At 74.2% G+C, this 20,524-nt stretch carries 17 protein-coding genes and 1 pseudogene; 17 read left to right on the top strand and 1 reads right to left on the bottom strand.

Annotated elements, in window-relative coordinates; translation table 11 throughout:
- The first annotated feature begins 63 nt into the window (after window positions 1-63).
- The 17 genes and pseudogenes from ACQ9ZG_RS24450 (at window position 64) to ACQ9ZG_RS24370 (ending at window position 19,328) form a co-directional block, all read left to right on the top strand.
- On the top strand, window positions 64-1,605 hold the full coding sequence (locus ACQ9ZG_RS24450; RefSeq protein WP_109916959.1) for a phage tail sheath family protein: 1,542 nt from the start codon (window positions 64-66) through the stop codon (window positions 1,603-1,605).
- Window positions 1,606-1,667: 62 nt separating this feature from the next.
- Window positions 1,668-2,108 carry a phage tail protein gene (locus tag ACQ9ZG_RS24445; protein ID WP_109916960.1) on the top strand — a complete coding sequence of 147 codons (441 nt, stop codon included), beginning with the start codon at window positions 1,668-1,670 and terminating at the stop codon, window positions 2,106-2,108.
- Complete coding sequence (locus tag ACQ9ZG_RS24440; protein WP_028416456.1) at window positions 2,105-2,623, top strand: hypothetical protein; 519 nt, start codon at window positions 2,105-2,107, stop codon at window positions 2,621-2,623. Before ACQ9ZG_RS24445 ends, ACQ9ZG_RS24440 begins: the two co-directional genes overlap by 4 nt.
- The gene (locus tag ACQ9ZG_RS24435) at window positions 2,620-2,778 is read left to right on the top strand and encodes a DUF6760 family protein (RefSeq protein WP_018492281.1); all 159 of its coding nucleotides are present in this window, start codon (window positions 2,620-2,622) and stop codon (window positions 2,776-2,778) included. Before ACQ9ZG_RS24440 ends, ACQ9ZG_RS24435 begins: the two co-directional genes overlap by 4 nt.
- A 322-nt stretch (window positions 2,779-3,100) precedes the next feature.
- A complete protein-coding gene (locus ACQ9ZG_RS24430; RefSeq protein ID WP_499281236.1) occupies window positions 3,101-6,070 on the top strand; it encodes a hypothetical protein in 2,970 nt (989 codons plus the stop codon).
- A gap of 76 nt (window positions 6,071-6,146) precedes the next feature.
- Window positions 6,147-6,572 carry a phage tail protein gene (locus ACQ9ZG_RS24425; RefSeq protein ID WP_109915505.1) on the top strand — a complete coding sequence of 142 codons (426 nt, stop codon included), beginning with the start codon at window positions 6,147-6,149 and terminating at the stop codon, window positions 6,570-6,572.
- A 55-nt stretch (window positions 6,573-6,627) separates the two neighbouring features.
- Window positions 6,628-7,350: a CIS tube protein gene (locus tag ACQ9ZG_RS24420; protein WP_028416454.1), complete on the top strand. Its 723-nt coding sequence runs from the start codon at window positions 6,628-6,630 to the stop codon at window positions 7,348-7,350.
- On the top strand, window positions 7,347-9,116 hold the full coding sequence (locus ACQ9ZG_RS24415; protein ID WP_109915506.1) for a VgrG-related protein: 1,770 nt from the start codon (window positions 7,347-7,349) through the stop codon (window positions 9,114-9,116). The genes ACQ9ZG_RS24420 and ACQ9ZG_RS24415 overlap by 4 nt, the downstream gene beginning before the upstream one ends.
- A 57-nt stretch (window positions 9,117-9,173) precedes the next feature.
- Window positions 9,174-9,491 (top strand): PAAR domain-containing protein, encoded by a 318-nt coding sequence (locus ACQ9ZG_RS24410; RefSeq protein ID WP_028416452.1) that lies wholly within the window; start codon window positions 9,174-9,176, stop codon window positions 9,489-9,491.
- Window positions 9,488-9,913 carry a GPW/gp25 family protein gene (locus tag ACQ9ZG_RS24405; protein ID WP_018492276.1) on the top strand — a complete coding sequence of 142 codons (426 nt, stop codon included), beginning with the start codon at window positions 9,488-9,490 and terminating at the stop codon, window positions 9,911-9,913. Before ACQ9ZG_RS24410 ends, ACQ9ZG_RS24405 begins: the two co-directional genes overlap by 4 nt.
- Window positions 9,913-11,874: a putative baseplate assembly protein gene (locus ACQ9ZG_RS24400; RefSeq protein ID WP_109915507.1), complete on the top strand. Its 1,962-nt coding sequence runs from the start codon at window positions 9,913-9,915 to the stop codon at window positions 11,872-11,874. The genes ACQ9ZG_RS24405 and ACQ9ZG_RS24400 overlap by 1 nt, the downstream gene beginning before the upstream one ends.
- Window positions 11,871-12,461, top strand: coding sequence for a phage tail protein (locus ACQ9ZG_RS24395; protein ID WP_028416450.1), 591 nt, complete (start codon window positions 11,871-11,873; stop codon window positions 12,459-12,461). The genes ACQ9ZG_RS24400 and ACQ9ZG_RS24395 overlap by 4 nt, the downstream gene beginning before the upstream one ends.
- Before the next feature lie 4 nt (window positions 12,462-12,465).
- Window positions 12,466-12,528, top strand: a pseudogene (locus ACQ9ZG_RS24390) (zinc ribbon domain-containing protein); the annotation flags it as partial.
- Between the two features lie 624 nt (window positions 12,529-13,152).
- On the top strand, window positions 13,153-13,872 hold the full coding sequence (locus tag ACQ9ZG_RS24385; RefSeq protein WP_028416449.1) for a zinc ribbon domain-containing protein: 720 nt from the start codon (window positions 13,153-13,155) through the stop codon (window positions 13,870-13,872).
- A 242-nt stretch (window positions 13,873-14,114) separates the two neighbouring features.
- The gene (locus tag ACQ9ZG_RS24380; protein WP_441350853.1) at window positions 14,115-15,170 is read left to right on the top strand and encodes a terpene synthase family protein; all 1,056 of its coding nucleotides are present in this window, start codon (window positions 14,115-14,117) and stop codon (window positions 15,168-15,170) included.
- A 298-nt stretch (window positions 15,171-15,468) separates the two neighbouring features.
- A complete protein-coding gene (locus ACQ9ZG_RS24375; RefSeq protein WP_499281235.1) occupies window positions 15,469-17,778 on the top strand; it encodes an N-acetylmuramoyl-L-alanine amidase in 2,310 nt (769 codons plus the stop codon).
- 41 nt (window positions 17,779-17,819) lie between these two features.
- Window positions 17,820-19,328, top strand: coding sequence for a carboxylesterase/lipase family protein (locus ACQ9ZG_RS24370; RefSeq protein WP_499281234.1), 1,509 nt, complete (start codon window positions 17,820-17,822; stop codon window positions 19,326-19,328).
- Here the strand turns inward: ACQ9ZG_RS24370 and ACQ9ZG_RS24365 are convergent.
- On the bottom strand, window positions 19,325-20,488 hold the full coding sequence (locus tag ACQ9ZG_RS24365; RefSeq protein ID WP_499281233.1) for a CopD family protein: 1,164 nt from the start codon (window positions 20,486-20,488) through the stop codon (window positions 19,325-19,327). The genes ACQ9ZG_RS24370 and ACQ9ZG_RS24365 overlap by 4 nt on opposite strands.
- Window positions 20,489-20,524: the final 36 nt, after the last annotated feature.

Here is a 20,524-nt window from a genome sequence, read left to right as displayed (position 1 = left end):
TCCCCCTCACCGCCGCCGGGCAAGACTGGCCGGTGAACGAGTGACCACCCCGAAGGAGCGAGCATGCCGTCGTACCTCACCCCCGGTGTATACGTGGAGGAGGTGCAGTCCGGAGCACGCCCCATCGAGGGAGTCGGCACCGCGGTCGCAGCCTTCGTCGGCTTCGCCGAGACGGGCCCCTTCCACCAGCCGACGCTGGTGACCAACTGGGACCAGTACGTTCAGGCGTTCGGCACCTTCACCGCCGACACCTACCTCACCCACGCCGTCTACGGCTTCTTCGCCAACGGCGGCGGCGCGGCCTACATCGTGCGCATCGGCGGCCCCTCCCAGGGCTCCTCCGGCTCCACGGGCCAGGGCGCCGCCGCCCCGGCCCCGGCGGCCGTCGCGCTCGGCGGCTTCCTGGTCTCCGCCAAGTCCGGTACGGGCGACGGCCTCTCGGTCGAGATCGCCGACGCCGAGGGCGAGAACCCCCCGGAGGACCGCTTCAGGCTGCTGGTCCGTCAGGCGGGCAAGGTCGTGGAGACGTACGACGTCTCCACCCGCAAGAACGTCAAGGGCTACCTGGTCACCCAGGCCCGCGACTCCAAGCTGATCCAGGTCGCCGAGCAGCCCGGCACGGCCCAGAGCCGCCCCGAGAAGCAGACGGTCGCCCTCGCCCCGGCCGCACCCGCCCCGGGTTCCGGCGTGGCGCGGCTCGACGCCTCGGAGTACGTCGGTGACGCCGCCGCCCGCACCGGGTTCGCCGGTCTGGAGGCGATCGACGAGATCACCATGGTCGCCGTCCCGGACCTGATGAGCGCCTTCCAGCGCGGCGAGATCGACGCCGAGGGCGTCAAGACCGTGCAGCTGGCCGTCATCTCGCACTGCGAGCAGATGGGCGACCGGGTCGCCGTCCTGGACACCCCGCCCGGCCTCAACGCCCAGCAGGTCCGCACCTGGCGCAACGACGAGGCCGGCTACGACTCGCGCTACGCCACCCTCTACTACCCCTGGGTCAAGGTCTTCGACCCGGCGAGCGGGCGCAACTCCCTGGTCCCGCCGAGCGGTCACGTGGCCGGTGTGTGGGCGCGCAGCGACGGTGAGCGCGGAGTCCACAAGGCCCCCGCCAACGAGGTCATCCGCGGTGCGGTGGATCTGGAGATCCGGCTCAGCAAGGGCGAGCAGGACCTGCTGAACCCGATCGGCGTCAACTGCGTCCGGGCCTTCCCGGGCCGGGGCATCCGCATCTGGGGCGCCCGCACCCTCTCCTCCGACCCGGCCTGGCGCTATCTGAACGTGCGCCGGCTCTTCAACTACCTGGAGGAGTCCATCCTCCTGGGCACCCAGTGGGTGGTGTTCGAGCCGAACGACGACCGTCTCTGGTCGAGCATCCGGCGCAACGTCACCGCGTTCCTCACCGAGGAGTGGCGCCGTGGGGCGCTGTTCGGCCGCACGGCCGAGGAGGCGTTCTACGTCCGGTGCGACCGGAGCAACAACCCGCAGGAGTCGATCGACCTCGGCCAGGTCGTCTGCGAGATCGGGGTCGCCCCGGTGAAGCCGGCGGAGTTCGTGGTCTTCCGGCTCTCGCAGTTCTCCGACAGCACCAGCCTCGTCGACGAGTGACCCTCGCGGCCCCTTTCCTCCACCCACCGCACCACCGCAACCGGAACAGGTGACACACAGCCATGGCAGAGGGCGACGCTCTTTCCACCCACGTCTTCGGCGTGCAGCTCGGCGGCTATCTCGTGGAGTCCATCCAGGAGATCAGCGGGCTGACCGTCGAGGAGGAGGTCGTCGAGGTCCGTCAGGTGACCTCCGACGGCAAGCAGATCATCCGCAAGCAGCCGGGCGCGCGCCAGGCGGGCGAGGTGACGATCACCCGGGGGCTCGACCAGAGCAGCGAGTTCACCACCTGGATCAAGGAGACGCTCAACAACGGGGCCGTCGACACCGCGCGCCAGAACCTCACGATCGAGATCAAGGACTCGACCGGTGAGACCGTCCGGCGCATCCAGCTGATGCAGGGCTGGGCCTCCAAGTGGGAGGGGCCCTCGCTCAAGGCGGGCGAGTCCAGCGCCGCGACGGAGACGGTGACCATCACCTTCGAGGAGATCGTGGTCGAATGAGGCGCCGGACCGTCTCGCCGGGCAGCGGCCTCGAAGAGACCCTCGACAACCTGGCCGCCGCGACCGCCGCACGCCAGGAGGCTCCGGCCGCCGCGGCACCCGCGGCGGCGGCCCCCGCCCGCGCGCCCCAGCGCGAACGTGACTCCCTGCAGACGGAGTTCGCCTTCGAGCTGCCGCGCGGGTACGTGGACGACGAGGGCCAGGTGCACCGGCACGGCACCATGCGGCTCGCCACCGCCCGGGACGAGCTGCGCCCGCAGATCGACCTGCGGGTGAAGGAGAACCCGGCGTACCTGTCGGTGGTGCTGCTGAGCCAGGTGATCACCCAGCTCGGCACGGTCACCGATGTGCACGCCGGGATCGTGGAGCGGATGTACGCCACCGACGTGGCGTTCCTCCAGGACTTCTACCGACGGATCAACAGCGAGGGCCACACGCACGCCGCGGTGACCTGCCCGCTCTGCCACGGCTCGTTCGAGGTGGACCTCTCGGGTGGGCGCCTGGGGGAATCGTGACGTACGCGCTTCCCCGGTTGCGGGAGGAGATCGCGTACGTCGCCTACCACTTCCATTGGCAGCGTGAGGACATTCTCGACCTCACCCACGCGGAGCGTCAGCAGTGGGTGCGGGAGATAGCGCGGATCAACACCCGCGTCAACGAAGGCGGGTGATCGTATGGGGTTCGGGGACTGGCTGCGCCGCCGGACGGACGGACCGGGGGCCGGTGTCGCTCCTGCGGATACCGGTTCCCCGGCCGATGCCGCGGCCGGCGCCGGGGGCGAGGCTGCCGGTACGGGGGTTCCTGGGGGCGGGGTCTCCGGTTCCGGCGGCTCCGGTTCCGGCGGTTCTGGTCCCCGTGGTCCCCGTGGTTCCGGTTCTGAGGGATCCGGCGGTTCCGGCGGTTCCGGCGGTTCCGGCGGTTCCGGCGGTTCCGGCGGTTCCTCTTCCGGTTCCGAGTGGGACGGCGGGTGGCGTCGGGTCGCCCCGCCCGCGGTGACCGTCGCCCGGTCCTCGATCGGGGTGAGCGACGGCCTGCGGTTCCGGTCCCGGCTCGCCTCCTGGCAGAACCCCACCCTCGGCGGAGAGTTGGGGCACGCCGTCATGCCGTCGGCTCCCGTGGGCCTCATCCACGGCGTCGCCCGCCCGGGCGTCCCGCGTGCCGCCTCCCCCGGGGGGCCGCTGCTGCTGCGGGCGGCCCGTCCGGAGGCGGAGGGCGAGCCCGGCGGGGCGGCGGGGGCCGCTGCGGGCGAGCTGCCCGCGGCGAAGACCGTACGGACGGTACGGCAGAAGGCCGCGCCGGCCGTGCAGCGCGCGGCGCAGGCGGCGCGGACCGGGGGTACCGCGGCTCCGGCTGCTCCCGCGCCTGCTGCTCCTGCTGCTGCCCGGGAAGGTGCGGAGGGTGCGGGCCCGGACAAGGGTGGCTCCCCGACTGCGGAGCCCGCACCGCCTTCGGCTTCGGCTTCGGTGCAGCGTGCGCGGCCTGCCGCCGTACGTCCTCGGCGCACCGCACCACCGCTGATCGTGGCCCGGCGTCCGGCGATGCGGCTGCGGCAGATCACAGGGGTGGCGCCGACCGCCCCGGCCGCCTCTTCCACGCCTGCCGCACCCGCCGTGCCCGCCGCCTCCGCATCGCCCGCCGATCCCGCCACTCCTGCCGCTCCCTCCGTACCCGCCGGTGCCGCCCCCGAGGCCGTACGCCCCGCCCTGGGCAAGCCTCTGCGCGAGCTGCCCTCCGGGGCCATCCCCGCCGCACCCGCAGGGCAAGAACGGACCGCGCCGGCTGCCCCGGCAGGGCAGGACTCGGCGGCCATGCCGGTACTCCAGCGCCGGGCGGCGGAGACGACGGCGGCAACCGGGCCGACCGCGTCCCCCACGCCGACACCGGGGCAGCGGGTCGTGACGAGGACGCCCGGCGTCTCGCCCGCCGCACCGGAGCCTGCGCCTGCACCGAAGACTCCGGCCACGGGCTCGGCTCAGGCACGGGGACAGGCGCAGGGGCCGACGCCGGCCGCCGCCGCACCGCGTGAAGTCCAACGCCGTGCCGACGCTTCCGGTTCGGCCCCCGGTGCCCGTGCCCGTACGCGCGGGGGGATCGGTACGCCGCTCCCCTCGCTCCCGTCGACCGCCCGGCTCCGGCCCGACGCCCCCCTCCTCGGCGACCACCGCCGTACAGGGCCGGGCCCCTCGGCCGCACCGGGCACCCCGGCCACGCCGAGCGGCACGCCCCCGCAGACCTCCGCCACGCCCCCGAGCGCACCGACCACCCCGGGCACGCCGCCCTCGATGCCGGTGCGCTCACCCGCCGCGCCCGCCCCGGCCACGCCCGCTCGGCCCGCGGCCGTACAGCGCGCGGCGGACGGCGGGGGCGCTCCCTCCCGTACGCCTACGGGTGTCGGTACGGCCCCGAGTGCGCCCGCACCCGGTGCCACCGCTTCCCCGGCCGCTCCTCCGGCGCCGGTCCGCATCCGGAACATCGGCCCCCGGCCGCGCCCGGGGCAGAGCACCGCAGCGCCGCTCGTCCCCACCGTCCAGCGGGCGCGCACCCTGCTCCCTGGCCGGACCCTGGAGGTGAACACCGGGTCCGCCGAAGGGTTCTCGGCGGTCCCGGCCACCCCGGCCGACGGCACCACGGCCCGTCCGGTCGTCGCGGCCACCTGGCGCCGCGATGTCCAGCAGCGGGCCCACGAGGCCCCCGGCCCGCCCCCGGGTGGACAGGGCTTCGCACCTCCGCCCGCCGCAGGCACGCAGCCCTCCGCCGCCCTCCGGCCCAGCACGGCGTCCACCGCCCCGCCCCACCTGGCCGCCCGCGCCTCCGGCCCGGCCGCCGCACCCGTGTCCCCGGCAGCGACGCCGACGCCCGGCGCCACCGTCCAGCGCGCCGTGCACCCCGCCTCCGCCCCCGCGAACCGGCAGGTCCCCGGCGGCGGAACCGGCCCGCGACAGGCCGCCCCCGCACCCCAGGCCGCACCGGCCCGCAAGACGCCCGGGCGCATAGCGGACCGCACCCGTGGGGCGGACCGGGCCACCGCGAAGCCCGCCCAGGGCACCTCACCCGCCCCCACCCCCGGTGGCGTGCTCCAACGGCTCGCACGGCGGCGATCCGCACCCAACTCCGTACCTCCGGCTGCTGCCACGCCCGCGGGCCCAGGCGGTCCGGCCGCAGTGCAGGCGCCGGTGCCTCCCGCGAAGGGCTCCGGCCACCACGGCCCGCCGCCGCCTGCCGTCCGGCTCGCGCCCTCGGCCTCCGCCGCACCGCTCTCGCCAGCCCTGTCGCCGATGCCCACCGCGTCCTCCCCATCAGCCGCGCCCGCACCGGGACTCGCGCCGACCGGTGTCCCCCGCATGCCCGCCGGCCGCCCCCACCCCGTCCCGGTCGTCCGCCCCCATCCCCCCGCACCGGCCGGGCACGGGGCCGTCGTCGTGCCCGTCCAGCGGATGGCCCTGCCGGTCGTGCCCGACCCGGCCGGTCCGCCGCCCGCCGGTCCGGCCCCCGGCGGCGACGCCCCCGCGTACGGGCCGCAGCCCCTCTCCGTACGGGTTCCGGCGCGCACGCCCTCCCCGGCCCCCGGCGCGAGCGGTTCCGGCACGACGCACCGGCAGCCACCGGCCCGGGCCCAGGCTCTCCAGCGCGCCGCCGCCCGAGCGGGCCTCACCGGTGTCCCGGTGAAGGCGGTCCCGCCGGGGAACGCCCGGCCGGGCACCACTCCGCCGAAGACCGTCCAGCGGACGAACGGCACCGGAGGCGTCGGCGGCACCGCGACAGCCGGAACCCCCGGCATCCCCGGGAACGCCGGCACCCCGGACACCGCCCCCACGGAGACCACCACCCCGGCGAACCGGATCACCGGCGCCGAACTGGACGCGCTGGCACGGCGGTTGATCGATCCCGTCAGCCGGCTGATCCGGGCCGACATGCGGCGCGGACGGGAACGCGCCGGGCGGCCCCACGACGGCCGCCGCTGAGGATCCACGGCCCGCACACACGACACCCCCGCAGGGACAGCTTCAGCACCGCAGAGCAGAGAAGAAGAGAAACGGCATGACGGACAACATCTTCGCGACGAGCGTGTTCTTCAGGCTCGTGATCGGCGGCAGCGACCTGGGTGCCTTCCACACCTGCGCGGGGCTGGGCGCGGAGGTGGAGATGGAGACGTACGCCGAGGGCGGCAACAACGGCTTCACCTGGCACCTGCCGGGGCGCATCACCTGGACCAACATCACGCTGACCCGGCCGGTCACCGCCGACACGATGAAGATCGCGCGCTGGCTGAACGAGACGATCCAGCGGGTCGAGCCGAAGGACGGCGAGATCGTCGCCCTGCGCCCGGACCTCAGCCGGATCATCAGCTGGCAGGTGCAGGGCATCGTCCCGGTGCGCTGGCAGGGCCCCTCGTTCGACCCGGCCAACTCCCAGGCGGCGATCGAGACGTTGGAGATCGCGCACGAGGGGCTGGAAGCCTCCTGATGACCTGTCACCCGCGCATCGCCGCCCCAGCCCCCGGCCCGGAAGGAGGAACGCCATGTCACCCGCTCTGCGTGCGAGCCGTGCGCGCGCCCAACTGACCATCATGGAACCGCCGTCGACGGTCGGCGCCAAGCCGGGCGGCAGACTCGCCCAGCTGACGCTCCAGTTCAACCCGAACAAGCTGTCGCTGAGCAAGAGCACCGAGTGGCGGCGCACCCCGTCCCGGATGGCCGGGCAGTCGGCGCTGCCCGAGTTCGTGGGGAGCGGGCCGCGCTCGCTCTCGCTGGAGGTCTTCCTCGACGCGACGGCGACCCACGACAACTCCGTCGAGAAGGCGGTGGAACAGCTGATGACCGCCTGTGTGCCCACGCCGACCAGCCTCGCGCGCAAGACGCCCGCGAGCCCCTGGGTGCGGTTCGACTGGGGGACGTCACGGACGACGTCGTTCGACGGTGTGCTCTCCAACCTCTCCGTCTCCTACACCCTGTTCGACGTGGACGGGAAGCCGCTCCGCGCCACCTGTTCTCTCTCCATCGAGGAGGCGAGCGTCGACCCGGCGGGCCAGAACCCCACCTCGGGGTCGAAGGAGGCACGGCGGACGCACCGGGTCGTGGCCGGGGACAGCCTGCCGCTGCTGGCCTGGCGGGAGTACGGCGATGCCACCGCCTGGCGGACGATCGCGGAGGCCAACGACATCGACAACCCCATGCAGTTGACCCCGGGGAGCGAACTCCTCGTGCCGGGCCTGGAAGACCATCTCGCGGAGGGCCGCCGATGACCGCGTCCTCCCCGGGGCGTTCCTTCGCCGCCGACCCCGTCGTGGAGATCCCCGCCGAGCTTCCGCTGGGCTGGGCCGCCCAGTTGGTGAGCTGTGTGGTCGACGAGAACATCGGCCTGCCGGACACGGCCGTGCTGACCTACCGGGACCCGGACCACGACCTGCTGAGCGAGAGCGGGATCACGCTCGGCACCCCGCTCAGGATCTCCGTCGTCACGGTCCAGGACCGGGCCCGTGAGCGGCTGTTCACCGGTGAGGTGACGGCGATCGAGCTGGACCACGACACCACCGGCACGTTCACCGTGATCCGGGCGTTCTCCCGGGCGCACCGGCTGCAGCGCGGCCGGAAGGTGGTGGCGTACCGGAACATGAAGACGGCGGACATCGTGCGGAAGGTCGCCGCGGGCGCCGGTCTGACCTGCGGAAAGGTCGAGGCGGCGCCGATCACGTACAAGCAGCTGACCCAACCGAACGTCTCCGACTGGGAGTTCCTCCAGCATCTGGCGGCCGAGAGCGGGGCGCAGGTGCGGGTGGACGACCAGGGCGTGCTCCAGTTCACCAGGCCCAAGCCCGCGTCCTCGGCTCCCTCGCCCGACACCCGGGCCGCCAAGCACCCGATGGTGCTGGAGTACGGGGACAACCTGCTCGCGCTGCGGGCGGTGGTGACCGGGTCGGACGGGGCCGGGGACGTGGAGGTGCGGGGCTGGAACGTCGACACCAAGACCCGGCTGGTGGCGCGGGAGCAGTCCGTGCGCAGCAGGACCGTGACGCCCGGGATGAGCCCGTCGGTGGCGGCCGGGGCGTTCGGCGCGAGCGCCCGGATGACCGTCGCCGACACCCCGTACCGCACCCAGGCGGAGACCACGGCCGTGGCCGGGGCGGTGTCGGCCCAGGTCAGCTCGGGGTTCGGGGAGATCGAGGCGGTGGCCTTCGGCAATCCGCAGCTGCGGGCGGGCGAGCCGGTGGCCCTCGGCAACGTGGGCCCCGCCTTCTCCGGCCGCTACACCGCCACCGCCGCCCACCACGTCCTGGAGCCGGACGGCGGGTACCGCACCACCGTGATCGTCAGCGCCTCCCCCGACCGCTCGCTGGCCGGGCTGACCGGCGGGGGCGCCCCCGCGCGGGGTCCGCGCATCCCCGGGCTGGCGATCGGCGTGGTCACCGACATCCGCGAGGGCAAGGGCCAACGGGGCTGGGTGCGGCTGAAGTTCCCCTGGCTCGACGACACCTACGTCACCGACTGGGTCCGTACGGTGCAGTGGGGCGGCAACGGGGGCGGCGGGGTCTTCAGCCCCGAGGTCAACGACGAGGTGCTGGTCGGCTTCGAACAGGGGCTGCTGGACAGCCCGTACGTCCTGGGCGGCCTCTACAACGGCGTCGACCGGCCCTCCGAGCATGACGTCCCGCTCGTCGACAAGACCAGCGGCAAGGTCAACCGCCGCTCTCTGGTGTCCCGTTCGGGCAACCGGCTGGAGCTGCTGGACACCCCGCGCGGCCCGTCGGGGATCCGGCTGGCGAGCGGGAACAAGCGGCTCGAAGTGGTGCTGGACGAGCGGAGGAACGAGATCGCCCTGACCGTCCTCGCCCCCGGCTCCAAGCGGCCGCAGAGTTCCGTGACGCTCTCCTCGTCGGGCATCACGCTCGACGCCGGTACGGGGAACGTCGAGGTCAAGGGGCGGTCGGTGACCATCAACGGCAAGACGGGGGTCACCGTGGACGGCGGCCTGCTCGCCGTGCTGAAGGCCAAGCTGATCCGCATCAACTGACGCACCGAACAAGTCAATTGACCTTGTATCACTCTCGTAGCTAGGAGAACCCCGGCCATGCCCCCCGCAGCCCGTACGGGCGACAGCACCGCCCACGGCGGCCTCATCGGCACCCCGCCCCCGGGCGCGGTGACCGTCGCCACCGTGCTGATCGGCGGCCGGCCCGCGGCCGTCACCGGGAGCCTGCACGTGTGCGTGGTCCCCCCGCACGCGGCCCTCGGGCCGGGCAACGTGATCATGCCCAACCCCGCGGCGGCCGTCTCCGGCCCGGTGCTGATCGGCGGACTGCCCGCCGCCCGGATGGGCGACAGGACCACCTGCGGCGCGCCCGTCATCAGCGGCGCGCTCAACGTCCTGATCGGGGGCCCGGTGTGAGCGGCGACGGATTCATCGGCCGCGGCTGGGGCTTCCCGCTGCGCACCGGCCCGACCGGCGGGATCGCCCTGGTCGAGCGGGACCGGGAGATCGAGGAGGCCATCGGGCTGATCCTCGGTACGGCTCCGGGCGAGCGGCCGATGCGGCCGGAGTTCGGCTGCGGCATCCACGACTACGTCTTCGCGCCCGGCGACGGCGCGACCGCCGGGCGGATCGCCCAGGAGGTCCGCACCTCGCTGGAGCGGTGGGAGCCGAGGATCGAGGTGACGGACGTGGTGATCGCGTTCGACGCGATCGAGGAGGGCACGCTCTACATCGACGTGCGCTACACCGTGCGGGCCACCAACGACCTGCGCAACCTGGTCTTCCCCTTCTACACGATCCCGTCGGAAGAGGGCTCGTCCGAAGCGGGTGTGCGCTGATGGCCCTGCCCTCCCCCAACCTGGACGACCGGCGCTTCCAGCAGCTCGTCGACGAGGCCAAGCGGTACGTCCAGCAGCGCTCGCCGGAGTGGACCGACCACAACGTGTCGGACCCAGGGGTCACGCTGATCGAGACGTTCGCGTACATGGTCGACCAGCTGCTGTACCGGCTGAACCGGGTGCCGGACAAGAACTACGCGGCCTTCCTGGACCTGTTGGGCGTGACGCTGTTCCCGCCGACCGTCGCCCGTGCCGAGGTCGACTTCTGGCTCTCCGCCCCGCAGCCGGAGACCGTGCACCTGGTCGCCGGGACCGAGGTGGCGACCGCGCGCGGGGAGACGGAGGAGCCGGTGGTGTTCACCACCTCCGACGACCTGCCGATCGTGCCGAGCGAGCTGGTCCGGCTGGTGACCGCGCCGAAGACCGGTGACCAGACCGACCGGACCGGGCCGCTCGGGGCGGGCAAGGACATCCCGTGCTTCTCGCCGCGCCCGGAGCCGGGTGACGCGCTGCTGTTCGGGCTGCCCACCGCCGTACCGCGCTGCATCGTCGCCGTGCGCCTGGACAGCCGGGTGGAGGGCGTGGGCGTCGACCCGCGTCAGCCGCCGCTGGTGTGGGAGGCGTGGGACGGGGCCCGTTGGGTGGAGTGCGCGACCGGTGACGACACCACCGGCGGGCTCAACCGGCCGGGCGAGGTCATCGTGTTCGTCCCGGCCGGGCACACCGCGTCCGTCGTCGCCGGGACCCGGGCGGGGTGGGTGCGCTGCCGGGTGACACCGGCCGAACCGGGCCAGCCGTTCTACTCCGAGTCGCCGACGATCCGCGAGGCCGAGGTGTTCACGGTCGGCGGTACGGCCGCCGTCGAGCACGCGGAGACCGTGTACGACGTGCCCCTCGGGGTCGCGGAAGGGGTGGCCGGGCAGCGGTTCTCGGTGAGCCGGGTGCCGCTGCTGATGGACGGCGACCCGCCGGTGGTCCAGGTGTCGACCGCCGAGGGCTGGCAGATCTGGACACCCGTCGAGCACTTCGGCGCCTCCGCTCCCGGGGACCGGCACGTGCGGATCGACGCGGTCTCCGGGGAGTTCGCGTTCCCCCCGGAGGTGCGCGAGCCGGACGGCACGATGCGTGCGTACGGGGCCGTCCCGGCGAAGGGCGCCCAGCTCCGCGTCCCCCGCTACCGCACGGGCGGCGGGTCGGCCGGGAACGTGGCCCGCGGCGCGGTCTCCGTGCTGCGCAGCTCGGTCCCCTACATCGCGCGGGTCGACAACCGGGAGGCGGCGACCGGGGGCGTGGACGGGGAGACCGTCGAGAACGCCAAGGTGCGCGCCCCCAACATCCTGCGGGTGCAGGAACGCGCGGTCACCGCCCGGGACTACGAGGTCATCGCCCACGAGGCCGCGCCCTCGCTGCGCCGGGTGCGGTGCCTGCCGGCGGTGGCGGGCGAGGGCGGTGCGGTGCGGGTGCTGGTGGTGCCGGACGCGGTGCCCGACGCGGGCGGCCAGCTCCGGTTCGAGCAGTTGATCCCGTCGGACCAGGTGCTCGCGGCCGTGGCCCGGCGGCTGGACGAACGCCGTCTGGTGGGGACCCGGCTGGCCGTGGAGCCGCCCGCCTACCAGGGCGTCACGGTGGTGGCCCGGCTGGTCGCGGCCGCGGGCGAGGTGGACCGGGTGCGCGCGGAGGCGCTGGAAGCCCTGTTCGGGCTGATCGACCCGCTGCGGGGCGGCGCCGACGGTACGGGGTGGCCGTTCGGGCGGCCGGTGCAGTACGGGGAGGTGTTCGCCGTGCTCCAGCGGGTGCGGGGCGCCGGTCTGGTCGAGGAGGTCCGGCTCTTCCCGGCGGACCCGATCACCGGGCGGCGCGGCGGTGCGGTGGACCGGATCGACGTGGCCCCGGGCGCGCTGGTCTTCTCCCACCAGCACCAGGTGATCGTCACGCCGAGCGGGCCGGGTGAGGGCGCGTGAGCCGGGCCGCCGTGCCGGGGCTGCCGAGCCGCTACCCGATCGGTGAGCTGCTGCCCGCCCTGTACGCCGACGACGACCTGGCCCAGCGGTTCACGGCCGGGCTCGACACGGTCCTGGCCCCGGTGCTCTCCACCCTGGACAACCTGCCCGCCTACTTCGACCCGGCCCTGGCCCCGGCCGATTTCCTGCCCTGGCTGGCGGCCTGGGTGGGGGCGGGCATCGACCCGGCCTGGCCGCCGGAGCTGCAACGGGCGGTGGTGGCGCGAGCGGTGGAGCTGCACCGGTGGCGCGGCACCCGGCGCGGCCTGGTCGACCACCTCCGGCTCTGCTTCGGCGTCCACGCCGACGTCCGGGACGGCGGGGGCGTGGCCTGGTCGGCCGAGCCGGGTACGGAGCTGCCCCCGGCCCCGACCGGTGAACTGCTCGTACGGGTCTGGCCCGTGGCCCCCGGCGCCACGGTGGAGGCGGCCCGCGTCCTGGAGGTGGTGACGGCCTCCTGCCCGGTCCACCTCACCTGCCGGGTGGAGATCCTGCCGGGCCCGCCCGAGACGGCGCCCGGGACGACCACAGAGACGACGGGAGGCTGACGCGATGCGCTCGTGTCCGGCGTGCGGAACGGCCAACCGCGAGGACGACGACTTCTGCGGCAACTGCGGTGCGTACCTGGGGTGGTCGACCGAGCCCCGGCGCACTCCGGCAGCGCGCGGACCGGAGCCCGCGCCCGCGCCTGCGCCCGCACCCGAACCGGCCCCTGAGCCGGTCCCGCAGCAGGAGCCGGAGCGGCGACCGGCACCGGAGCCCGTACGCGAGGGGCGTACGCCCCCGGAGCCCGCGACCATGCCCCCACCTGCGCCGCGCCCGGAAGCGGCACCGGCACCGGCACCGGCACCGGAAGCACCGCAACCTGCCCCGCGAACGGAACCGGAACAGGAACCGGAGGCACCGGACACTCCGGCGCCCCCGGCGGCCCAGCCCGCGAGGCCGACCGCCCCGCCCGCCGCGCCCCCACGCCCGGCGACAGCCCCGGCGCCTCCCGCAACGCCCACACCGACACCCCCGTCTCCGCCCCCGCCGGGCACCCCACCGAGCACCGCGCCGACGGCCGCCCGCACCACCCCCGTACCACCGCGACCCACCGCCGTACCACCGCAGCAGCCCCGGCAGCACGCTCCGGCTCCCGCCCCCGTACGGCCGGGAGTTCCCCGGCCCCCGGAGGAGGCGCCCGTCGGGGCGGTCCGGCCGGCCAGGCCCGTCGCCCGGCGGCCCGTCGTACGGCCGGTGGAGGCGGACGAGGCGGTGGAGGGGGAGCCGTGTCCGGCCTGCGGTACGCCGAACGCGCCCGGGCGCCGGTTCTGCCGCCGGTGCGCGGCGCCCCTCCGGGCGAAGGCGGAGGCCGCGCCGCTGCCGTGGTGGCGGACGGTGTGGCCGTTCCGCCGCCGGGTGCGGGTCCGGTCGGGTCGGGCGCTGCGGCGGATCCTGCTGGTGCTGGCGGTCGTCGGACTGCTCTTCGTGGGCTTCCTGTTCCTGCCCGCCGGGCGCGTGATCTTCGAGGACGTCCGGGACAAGCTGGGCGGCACGGCGGAGATCAGCCCCTCCGCGGTGACCGCGAGCGCCGAGGCGCCCGGCCATCCGGCGGGCGCGGCCGTGGACGGCCTGACCAACAAGTACTGGGGCGCGCCCGCCCTCGGCGCGTCGCTGACGGCCACCTTCGGGACGCCGTTCCGGCTCGTCGGGGTGGTCCTGCACACCGGGGCGTCGACCGAGCCCGAGGAGTTCCGGCGGGAGCCCCGGCCCGTCCGGGCGGATCTGATCGTCACCACGGTGGACGGCACGGTCCATGAGAAGGAGCTGACGCTCAACGACAAGCCCGGCGAGCAGACGGTACGGACCGGGATCAGCGATGTCGTCACCGTCCGGCTCGTCCTCCGGGAGGCCGCAGGTGAATCGAAAAAGCGTCCGATAGCACTAGGCGAGATCGAATTCTTCCAGCGCACCTGAGGGCCGTGAAAAGGGCGCATATTCCAGGGGCACAGACACCTCACCGTCACGTTCAACCCCAGAAGCCCCGCAACTGCTCATATCTGCTCAGCTGTTCGGTTCGATGAAGCAATTCCGGTCACATATGGCTTCCCTTCATGACTCCACAAGCGGTTGACTGGGCATCACACATGGTGACGTGATCGCCTTCCGCGGCTCGCCGACCCAGCTCCGGCGGCCGCACATCCTCGCGATCACCGGGAATGCGCTGTGCGCATCGCCCGTCCGTACTCATCGACGAGGGGGCTGCAATGAGCCAGATAACGTTACCGGAGTTTCACATGCCGTTCGCCAGTACCGGATGCAATCCGGGCCTGGACAAAACCAGGGAGGCGGCCTGGGAATGGGCGGAGTCGGAAGGGCTGATCCTTTCGGTCCCGGCTCGCCGGAAGATGATCCGCACCCGGCCCGAACTCTGGATTTCTCTCATCTTCCCGAAAGCGTCGCAGGATCATCTGGATCTCTTCTGCCAATGGCTTTTCTGGGCCTTTCTGGTGGACGACGAGTTCGACGACGGACCGGCCGGGCGCGACCCCCTGATGTGCGAGGCGGCGATCACCCGGCTGGTGGACGTGTTCGACGGGGCCGAGCCGCACGGGCCGATGGAGCGGGCCCTCGCCGGGTTGCGCGAGCGGACCTGCCGCGACCGGTCCCCCCAGTGGAACAGGCAGTTCCGGCGGGACACCGCGGCCTGGCTCTGGACGTACTACGCCGAGGCGGTCGAGCGGGCGGCCGGGCAGGTGCCGAGCCGGGTGGAGTTCGTCAAGCACCGCCGGGACTCGGTGGCCATGCAGCCGTTCCTGGACCTGCACGAGATCACCGCAGGGATCGACCTGCCGGATTCCGCCCGCAGCCTGCCCGCGTACATCGCCCTGCGGAACGCGGTGACCGATCACTCGGGCCTCTGCAACGACATCTGCTCGTTCGAGAAGGAGGCCGCGCTCGGTTACGAGCACAATGCGGTACGGCTCATCCAGCGCGACCGGGGCTCCACGCTCCAGGAAGCCGTCGACGAGGCCGGAATTCAGCTGGCACGTATCGCCGAGCGGGTGGTGCGCGCGGAAAAGGAACTGATCGAGGAAATCGAGGCGGCGGGAATCAGCGCCTCCACCCGGACCGCCCTGGAGCGCTGCGTCCAGGACTACCGGGGGCTCGTGCGGGGCGACTTCGACTACCACGCGCGCGCCGAGCGCTACACCCGGCCGGACCTGGTGGAGCGGGAGGCACGCGACTCGATGTCCGGGTACTTCGCCGCCTGACGGTGCCTCGGCTCGCGGAGGTCCGGACGGCGGGAGCGTTCCGGACCTCCGCGAGCAGAAGCGATGAAAGCCCCATACCATCCCCAACCGCCCCATCGGCGGCGGTCGACCGCATCACATCGCGCCAGATCGGAAAGAAACAGGACCGGTCAGTAGCGATCACGTGGAAGACTGTGACGCGCAAGCATGTCCCGGGTCGCCCCACCGGCCGGGCGGACGCACCGCGTCCTGCCCCCGGTCGACGACTGACCGGTCGGAATGCCATGTCTTCCACCACAGTCCCCGGGGATGACCACACGTGAGATCACAGCGAAGAATATGGACCACGGCTGCCGTCGCCACGGCGGCCGTGGCGGGCACTCTGGTCTTCCAGGGGGTGACGGGAGGCTCCTCCCCCGACCGTGACGCGGACGCCATGTCCGCTCCGGGGGCGGCGGAGCCCGAGGTCCACCACACCCCGCTCAAGACCTCCGAGGACGGCACCACAGCATCCCTCGGCCGGCGCTCCACCGACCGGTTCAGCCTGCTCGGCGTGACCTGGACCGACCCCGCCGCCGAAGTGACCGGCCGGGTGGAGGCCCGTACCCGCTCCGCCGCCACGGGCGAGTGGACGGGCTGGCTGCCGCTGGACACCGAGATCGACGGCCGCACCGAGGCCGGCCGGTCCGGCGTCCGGGGCACCACCGAGCCCCGCTGGGTCGGTCCGTCCGACGGCGTCGAGGTGCGGGTCGGCGCCGCCGGCGGGGTGAAGGCCGGGCTGCCCGAGGGGCTGCGGCTGGACACCGTCGACCCGGGCGGCCGCACCACCCCGCTCGCCGCCGGACCGGCCGCCTTCGCCGCCGAGCCCGCCGCGTTCAGCGCCGACGGGTCCCCCTCCGCCGAGCCGGAGCCCTCCGACGAGCCGACCCCCGGGGAGCCGACACCGGCCCCGTCCCAGGAGCCGGAGCCCTCCCCAACCACCGCGTCTCCCGAACCGACGCCCCCGAGCCCCACCCCGAGCGCGAGCGCGACCACCGCGTCCCCGACGCCCTCCGCCCCGCCGACCCCCAGCCCCTCCACGACCCCGCCGCTGCCGCCCGGCCCGCCGTCCACGGTCCCGCAGCCGCCGATCGTCCCGCGGGCCGGCTGGAAGGCCGACGAGTCGCTCAACAACGAGTCGCCGGAGTACACGGCCTCCGTCAAGGCGGTCTTCGTCCACCACACCACGCAGACCAACGACTACTCCTGCGCCGACTCCCCGGCCATGGTCCGCGCGCTGCACACGTACCACGTGAACGCGAACAAGTGGAAGGACATCGGCTACAACTTCGTGGTCGACAAGTGCGGCACCGTCTTCGAGGGCCGCAAGGGCGGGGTGGACCGGCCCGTGATGGGCGCCCACACCTACGGCTTCAACCGGGACACCACCGGGATCGCCGTGATGGGCCTGCACACCCAGACCCCGGCGAGCAGCGCCGCGACCACCGCGGTCGCCCGGGTCGCCGCCTGGAAGCTCGGCCAGTACAAGGGCGACCCGACCGGCACGGTCCAGCTGACCGCCGGGGCCGACGGCGGCAACCTGGCGCACAAGAAGTTCACCGCCGGGCAGCAGTACCCCTTCCAGCAGATCTCCGGCCACCGGGACGGGTTCGCCACCGAGTGCCCCGGCCTCGGCCTCTACAACCAGCTCCCCGGCATCCGCTCGACGGCCGGCGGCACGGTCACCGGCCTCGCCATCGCCTCGATGAGCGGAGCGAGCGCCTCCGGCGCCACGTACTACACGAAGTCGGCCGTCACCGTCGGCTGGCGGACCACCACCCCCGCCGCCTTCGTCAAGGGGTACGAACTCCTCGTCGGCGGCAAGCCGGTGGCCTCCGTCAAGGGCAACGCCACCTCGGCCCCGGCCACCCTGGCGCTCGGCAGGCACTCCGTCCAGGTACGGGCCACCCACCAGTCGGGCAAGGTCACCACCTCGGCGGCGGCCACGGTCGTCGTCGAGCGGACGGCCCCCGCCTTCACCACGAAGCCGGCCCTCACCCTGCGCACCGGCACGGTGAACACGGCGGCGGTCCCGGTCACCCTGACATGGAAGGCGACGGACACCAACGCGCTGAAGGAGGTCCGGCTCACCGCGCCCGTCGCGAAGACGTACGGGCCGACGACGGGCAGCGCCGCGCACACCGCGAAGTCCGGCGCGGCGACCGCCTGGACGATGACGGCGTACGACCACGCGGGCAACACGGCCGCCGCCTCGGTCTCCGGCACCCCGGTGATCCTCCAGGAGACGGCCGCCACGAAGACCGGGAAGTGGACGGCGAAGTCCTCCTCCAGCTATCTGGGCGGCAAGTCCCTGACCAGCAGCGCCAAGGACGCCGGCCTCACCTGGACGTTCACCGGGCGGTCAGCCGCCTGGGTGGTGTCGCGGGCCGCCACTTCGGGGCAGGCATACGTCTACGTCGACGGCAAGAAGGTCGCCACGGTGGACCTGAAGTCCGCATCCACCAAGTACCGGGACGCGATCTGGACCCAGTCCTGGTCCACCAGCGCCAAGCGCACCGTCAAGATCGTGCTGGTCGGCACGAAGGGCCGCCCGGCCGTCACCACGGACGGGCTGGTCTATCTGAAGTAGGCGGCTCCACCACCGCACCGCGAGAGGGGTTGGCACACACCATGTCCGACATCGTGGAGGCCACGGCCGGGACCGCGCAGGGGACGGTACGCGGTGCGGTGGAGCGGGGTGTCGCGGTCTTCCGCGGCATTCCGTACGCGGCTGCGCCGGTGGGCGCGCGGAGGTTCCGCGCGCCGGAGCCGCCGGAGCCGTGGGAGGGCGTACGGGAAGCCCGCGCGTTCGGGCCGACCGCCCCCAAGCGCCCCTACGCCCCGCCGCTGGACCGGCTGCTGCCGGACCCGGAGGTGCCGGGCGACGCGTGGCTGAACCTCAATGTGTGGACGCCGTCCACCGGGGCCGCGGGGCTCCCCGTCCTCGTCTGGATCCACGGCGGTTCGCTGCTGCACGGCTCCTCGGCGGTGCCGGTCTACGACGGGTGGGCCTTCGCCCGGGACGGGGTGGTGCTGGTCTCGGTCAACTACCGCCTGGGCATCGAGGGCTTCGGCCTCTTCCCGGACGCGCCCGCCAACCGGGGGCTGCTGGATCAGCTGGCCGCCCTGGAGTGGGTGCGGGAGAACATCGCGGCGTTCGGCGGCGACCCGGACCGGGTGACGGTGGCCGGGGAGTCGGCGGGGGCGGTGAGCGTGGCCGCCCTGCTCGCCACGGACCGGGCGGCGGGGCTGTTCCGGCGGGCGGTGCTCCAGAGCGGGGCGCCCGCCGCCCTGGCCCCGGAGGCCGCGCGCGGGACGACCGGGCTGATCGCCCGGCGGCTCGGGGTCCCCGCCACTGCCGCCGCGCTGGCCGCCGTGGACCCGGAGGCGCTGCTGGCCGCGCAGACCCAGGTGACGAGCGGCGGCAACCCGCTGACCGGCCGCAACTCCTTCCAGCTCGTGGTGGACGGCGAGCTGCTGGACCGGGACCCGGCCGAGGCGCTGCGTACGGGTGCGGCGTCCGGGGTCGATCTGCTGATGGGGACGAACACCGAGGAGTACCGGCTCTGGTTCGTCCCCAGCGGCCTCGCCGACCGGATCGGCCGCCTCAAGCTCCGGCTCGCGCTGCTGAAGTTCGGGGTCCCGAACGCCACCGCCCGCACCTACCGGGCCAACCGCCCCGGCGCCACCCCCGGCGAACTCCTCGGCGCCCTCGCCACGGACCTGCTGCTGCGGGTCCCGCTCAACCGGCTGGCCGACGCGCGGACGGGCGCCGAGGGGGCCACGTACGTCTACGAGTTCGGCTGGCCCACCCCCGTACAGCGGCTCGGGGCCTGTCACGCGCTGGAGCTGGGCTTCGTCTTCGACACCCTGGCCCACCCCGACACGATGGCCCTGACCGGCCCGGACGCCCCGCAGGAGCTGGCGGACGCGATGCACCGGGCATGGGTGGACTTCGCGACGACGGGCGACCCGGGCTGGCCGTCCTGGGACGCGCGTCGGCCGGTGGGGTTCTTCGGCGCGGACGGTCCGGGCGGCACCGGCGGTCCGGGCGGCACCGGCGGTCCGGGCGGCACCAGCGGTCCGGCCGTCGTCCTGGCTCCGCGCGACGACGAGTTGCGGAGCTGGGGGCAGCCCTAGGGTCTCAGCGAGATCCAGTGCGGGTCGGGGACCACGGTGAGGATCGCGGAGACGACCACGACCGCGCCCAGCACCACCTGTTCGCGGCGGGCGAGGCGGTGGGCCACCCCCGGGTCGTCGTCCCGGAGCATCCGCCGCCGGGCGGCCAGCGCGAGCACGCTGACCACGGCCATCAGCGCCAGCTTGACCAGCAGGGTGCGCCCGTAGGCGGAGGTGAACACCACGTCCACGGGGAGCCGCCGCAGGGTGGAGACGGTGCCGGTGGCGGCGAGGGCGGCGTACAGCCAGATCGCCAGGCGGGCGTACCGGGCGAGCAGCGTCCGGGCGGCGGTGGGTGAGCCGCGCCAGAGCCACATGGTCCGCAGGACGTGCAGCAGACCTCCGGCCCACAGGGAGGCGGCGGTCAGGTGGACGACGGTGAGGGCGGCGCCGATCTCCGGGCTGTACGCCTCCGGGTGGGCGCGGACGGCCTCGGCGCCGACGACCACGGCGAGCGGGGCGAGCGCCAGGGCGGGCCGCCTGCTCGCGGCGCAGAGGGCGGCGGCGACGAACCCGTTGGTGATGAGGAGGAGGAGCCCGCCGTTCCGGGTCGCGTACGTCCCGGTGATCCCGAGTCCGCTCGCGGCGGCGAGCTGGGCGATCTGCCCGGCCGCGGCCCCGGCCCCGGCGAGCGCGGCGCAGACGGACCAGCTCCGCACGGCGGTACGGGGGCGGTCGCGGACGGTCCGGACGAACTGCGGGGCGAGCAGTTCGCCGAGGTGGACGGCGAGGCCCGCGAAGAGGACGGTACGGAGCAGGGTGGTGAGCCCCGCGCCGGGTATCCGCAGCTCCCCGGTGCCGCGCGCGGCGAGCCCGGGGCCGGAGACGGCCACGAGGAGCGCCAGAAGGGCGGCGGCGGACAGGGAGAGGGCGACGGGGAGCCGGGACGGCCGGCCGGGGCCGCCGCCCGCGGGCCCGCTCCCGTACCCGCTCCTGCCCTCACCGGAGAGCGGCACCACGTCGGCCGTGAGCGCGGCGGCCGGGGCGGACGTCGGTGCGCCGATGGACAGCGCGGCGGCCGGTAAGACGGCCGGTGCGTCGGCGCGGGCGCCGGTGGGAGGCGTACCGGATCCGGTCGGCGGGGTCGGTGCGGCCGGATCGGCGGGAGGTCCGGAGAACATCACGGACCGATCCTCGCCGGTGGACAGAAGGGCGGC

It is taken from the genome of Streptomyces araujoniae, from assembly GCF_050871195.1.
In the GTDB taxonomy this organism is placed as follows: domain Bacteria; phylum Actinomycetota; class Actinomycetes; order Streptomycetales; family Streptomycetaceae; genus Streptomyces; species Streptomyces bacillaris.
Note: the sequence above shows the minus strand (reverse complement) of the source record. Positions and strands in the feature narration are given on the sequence as shown.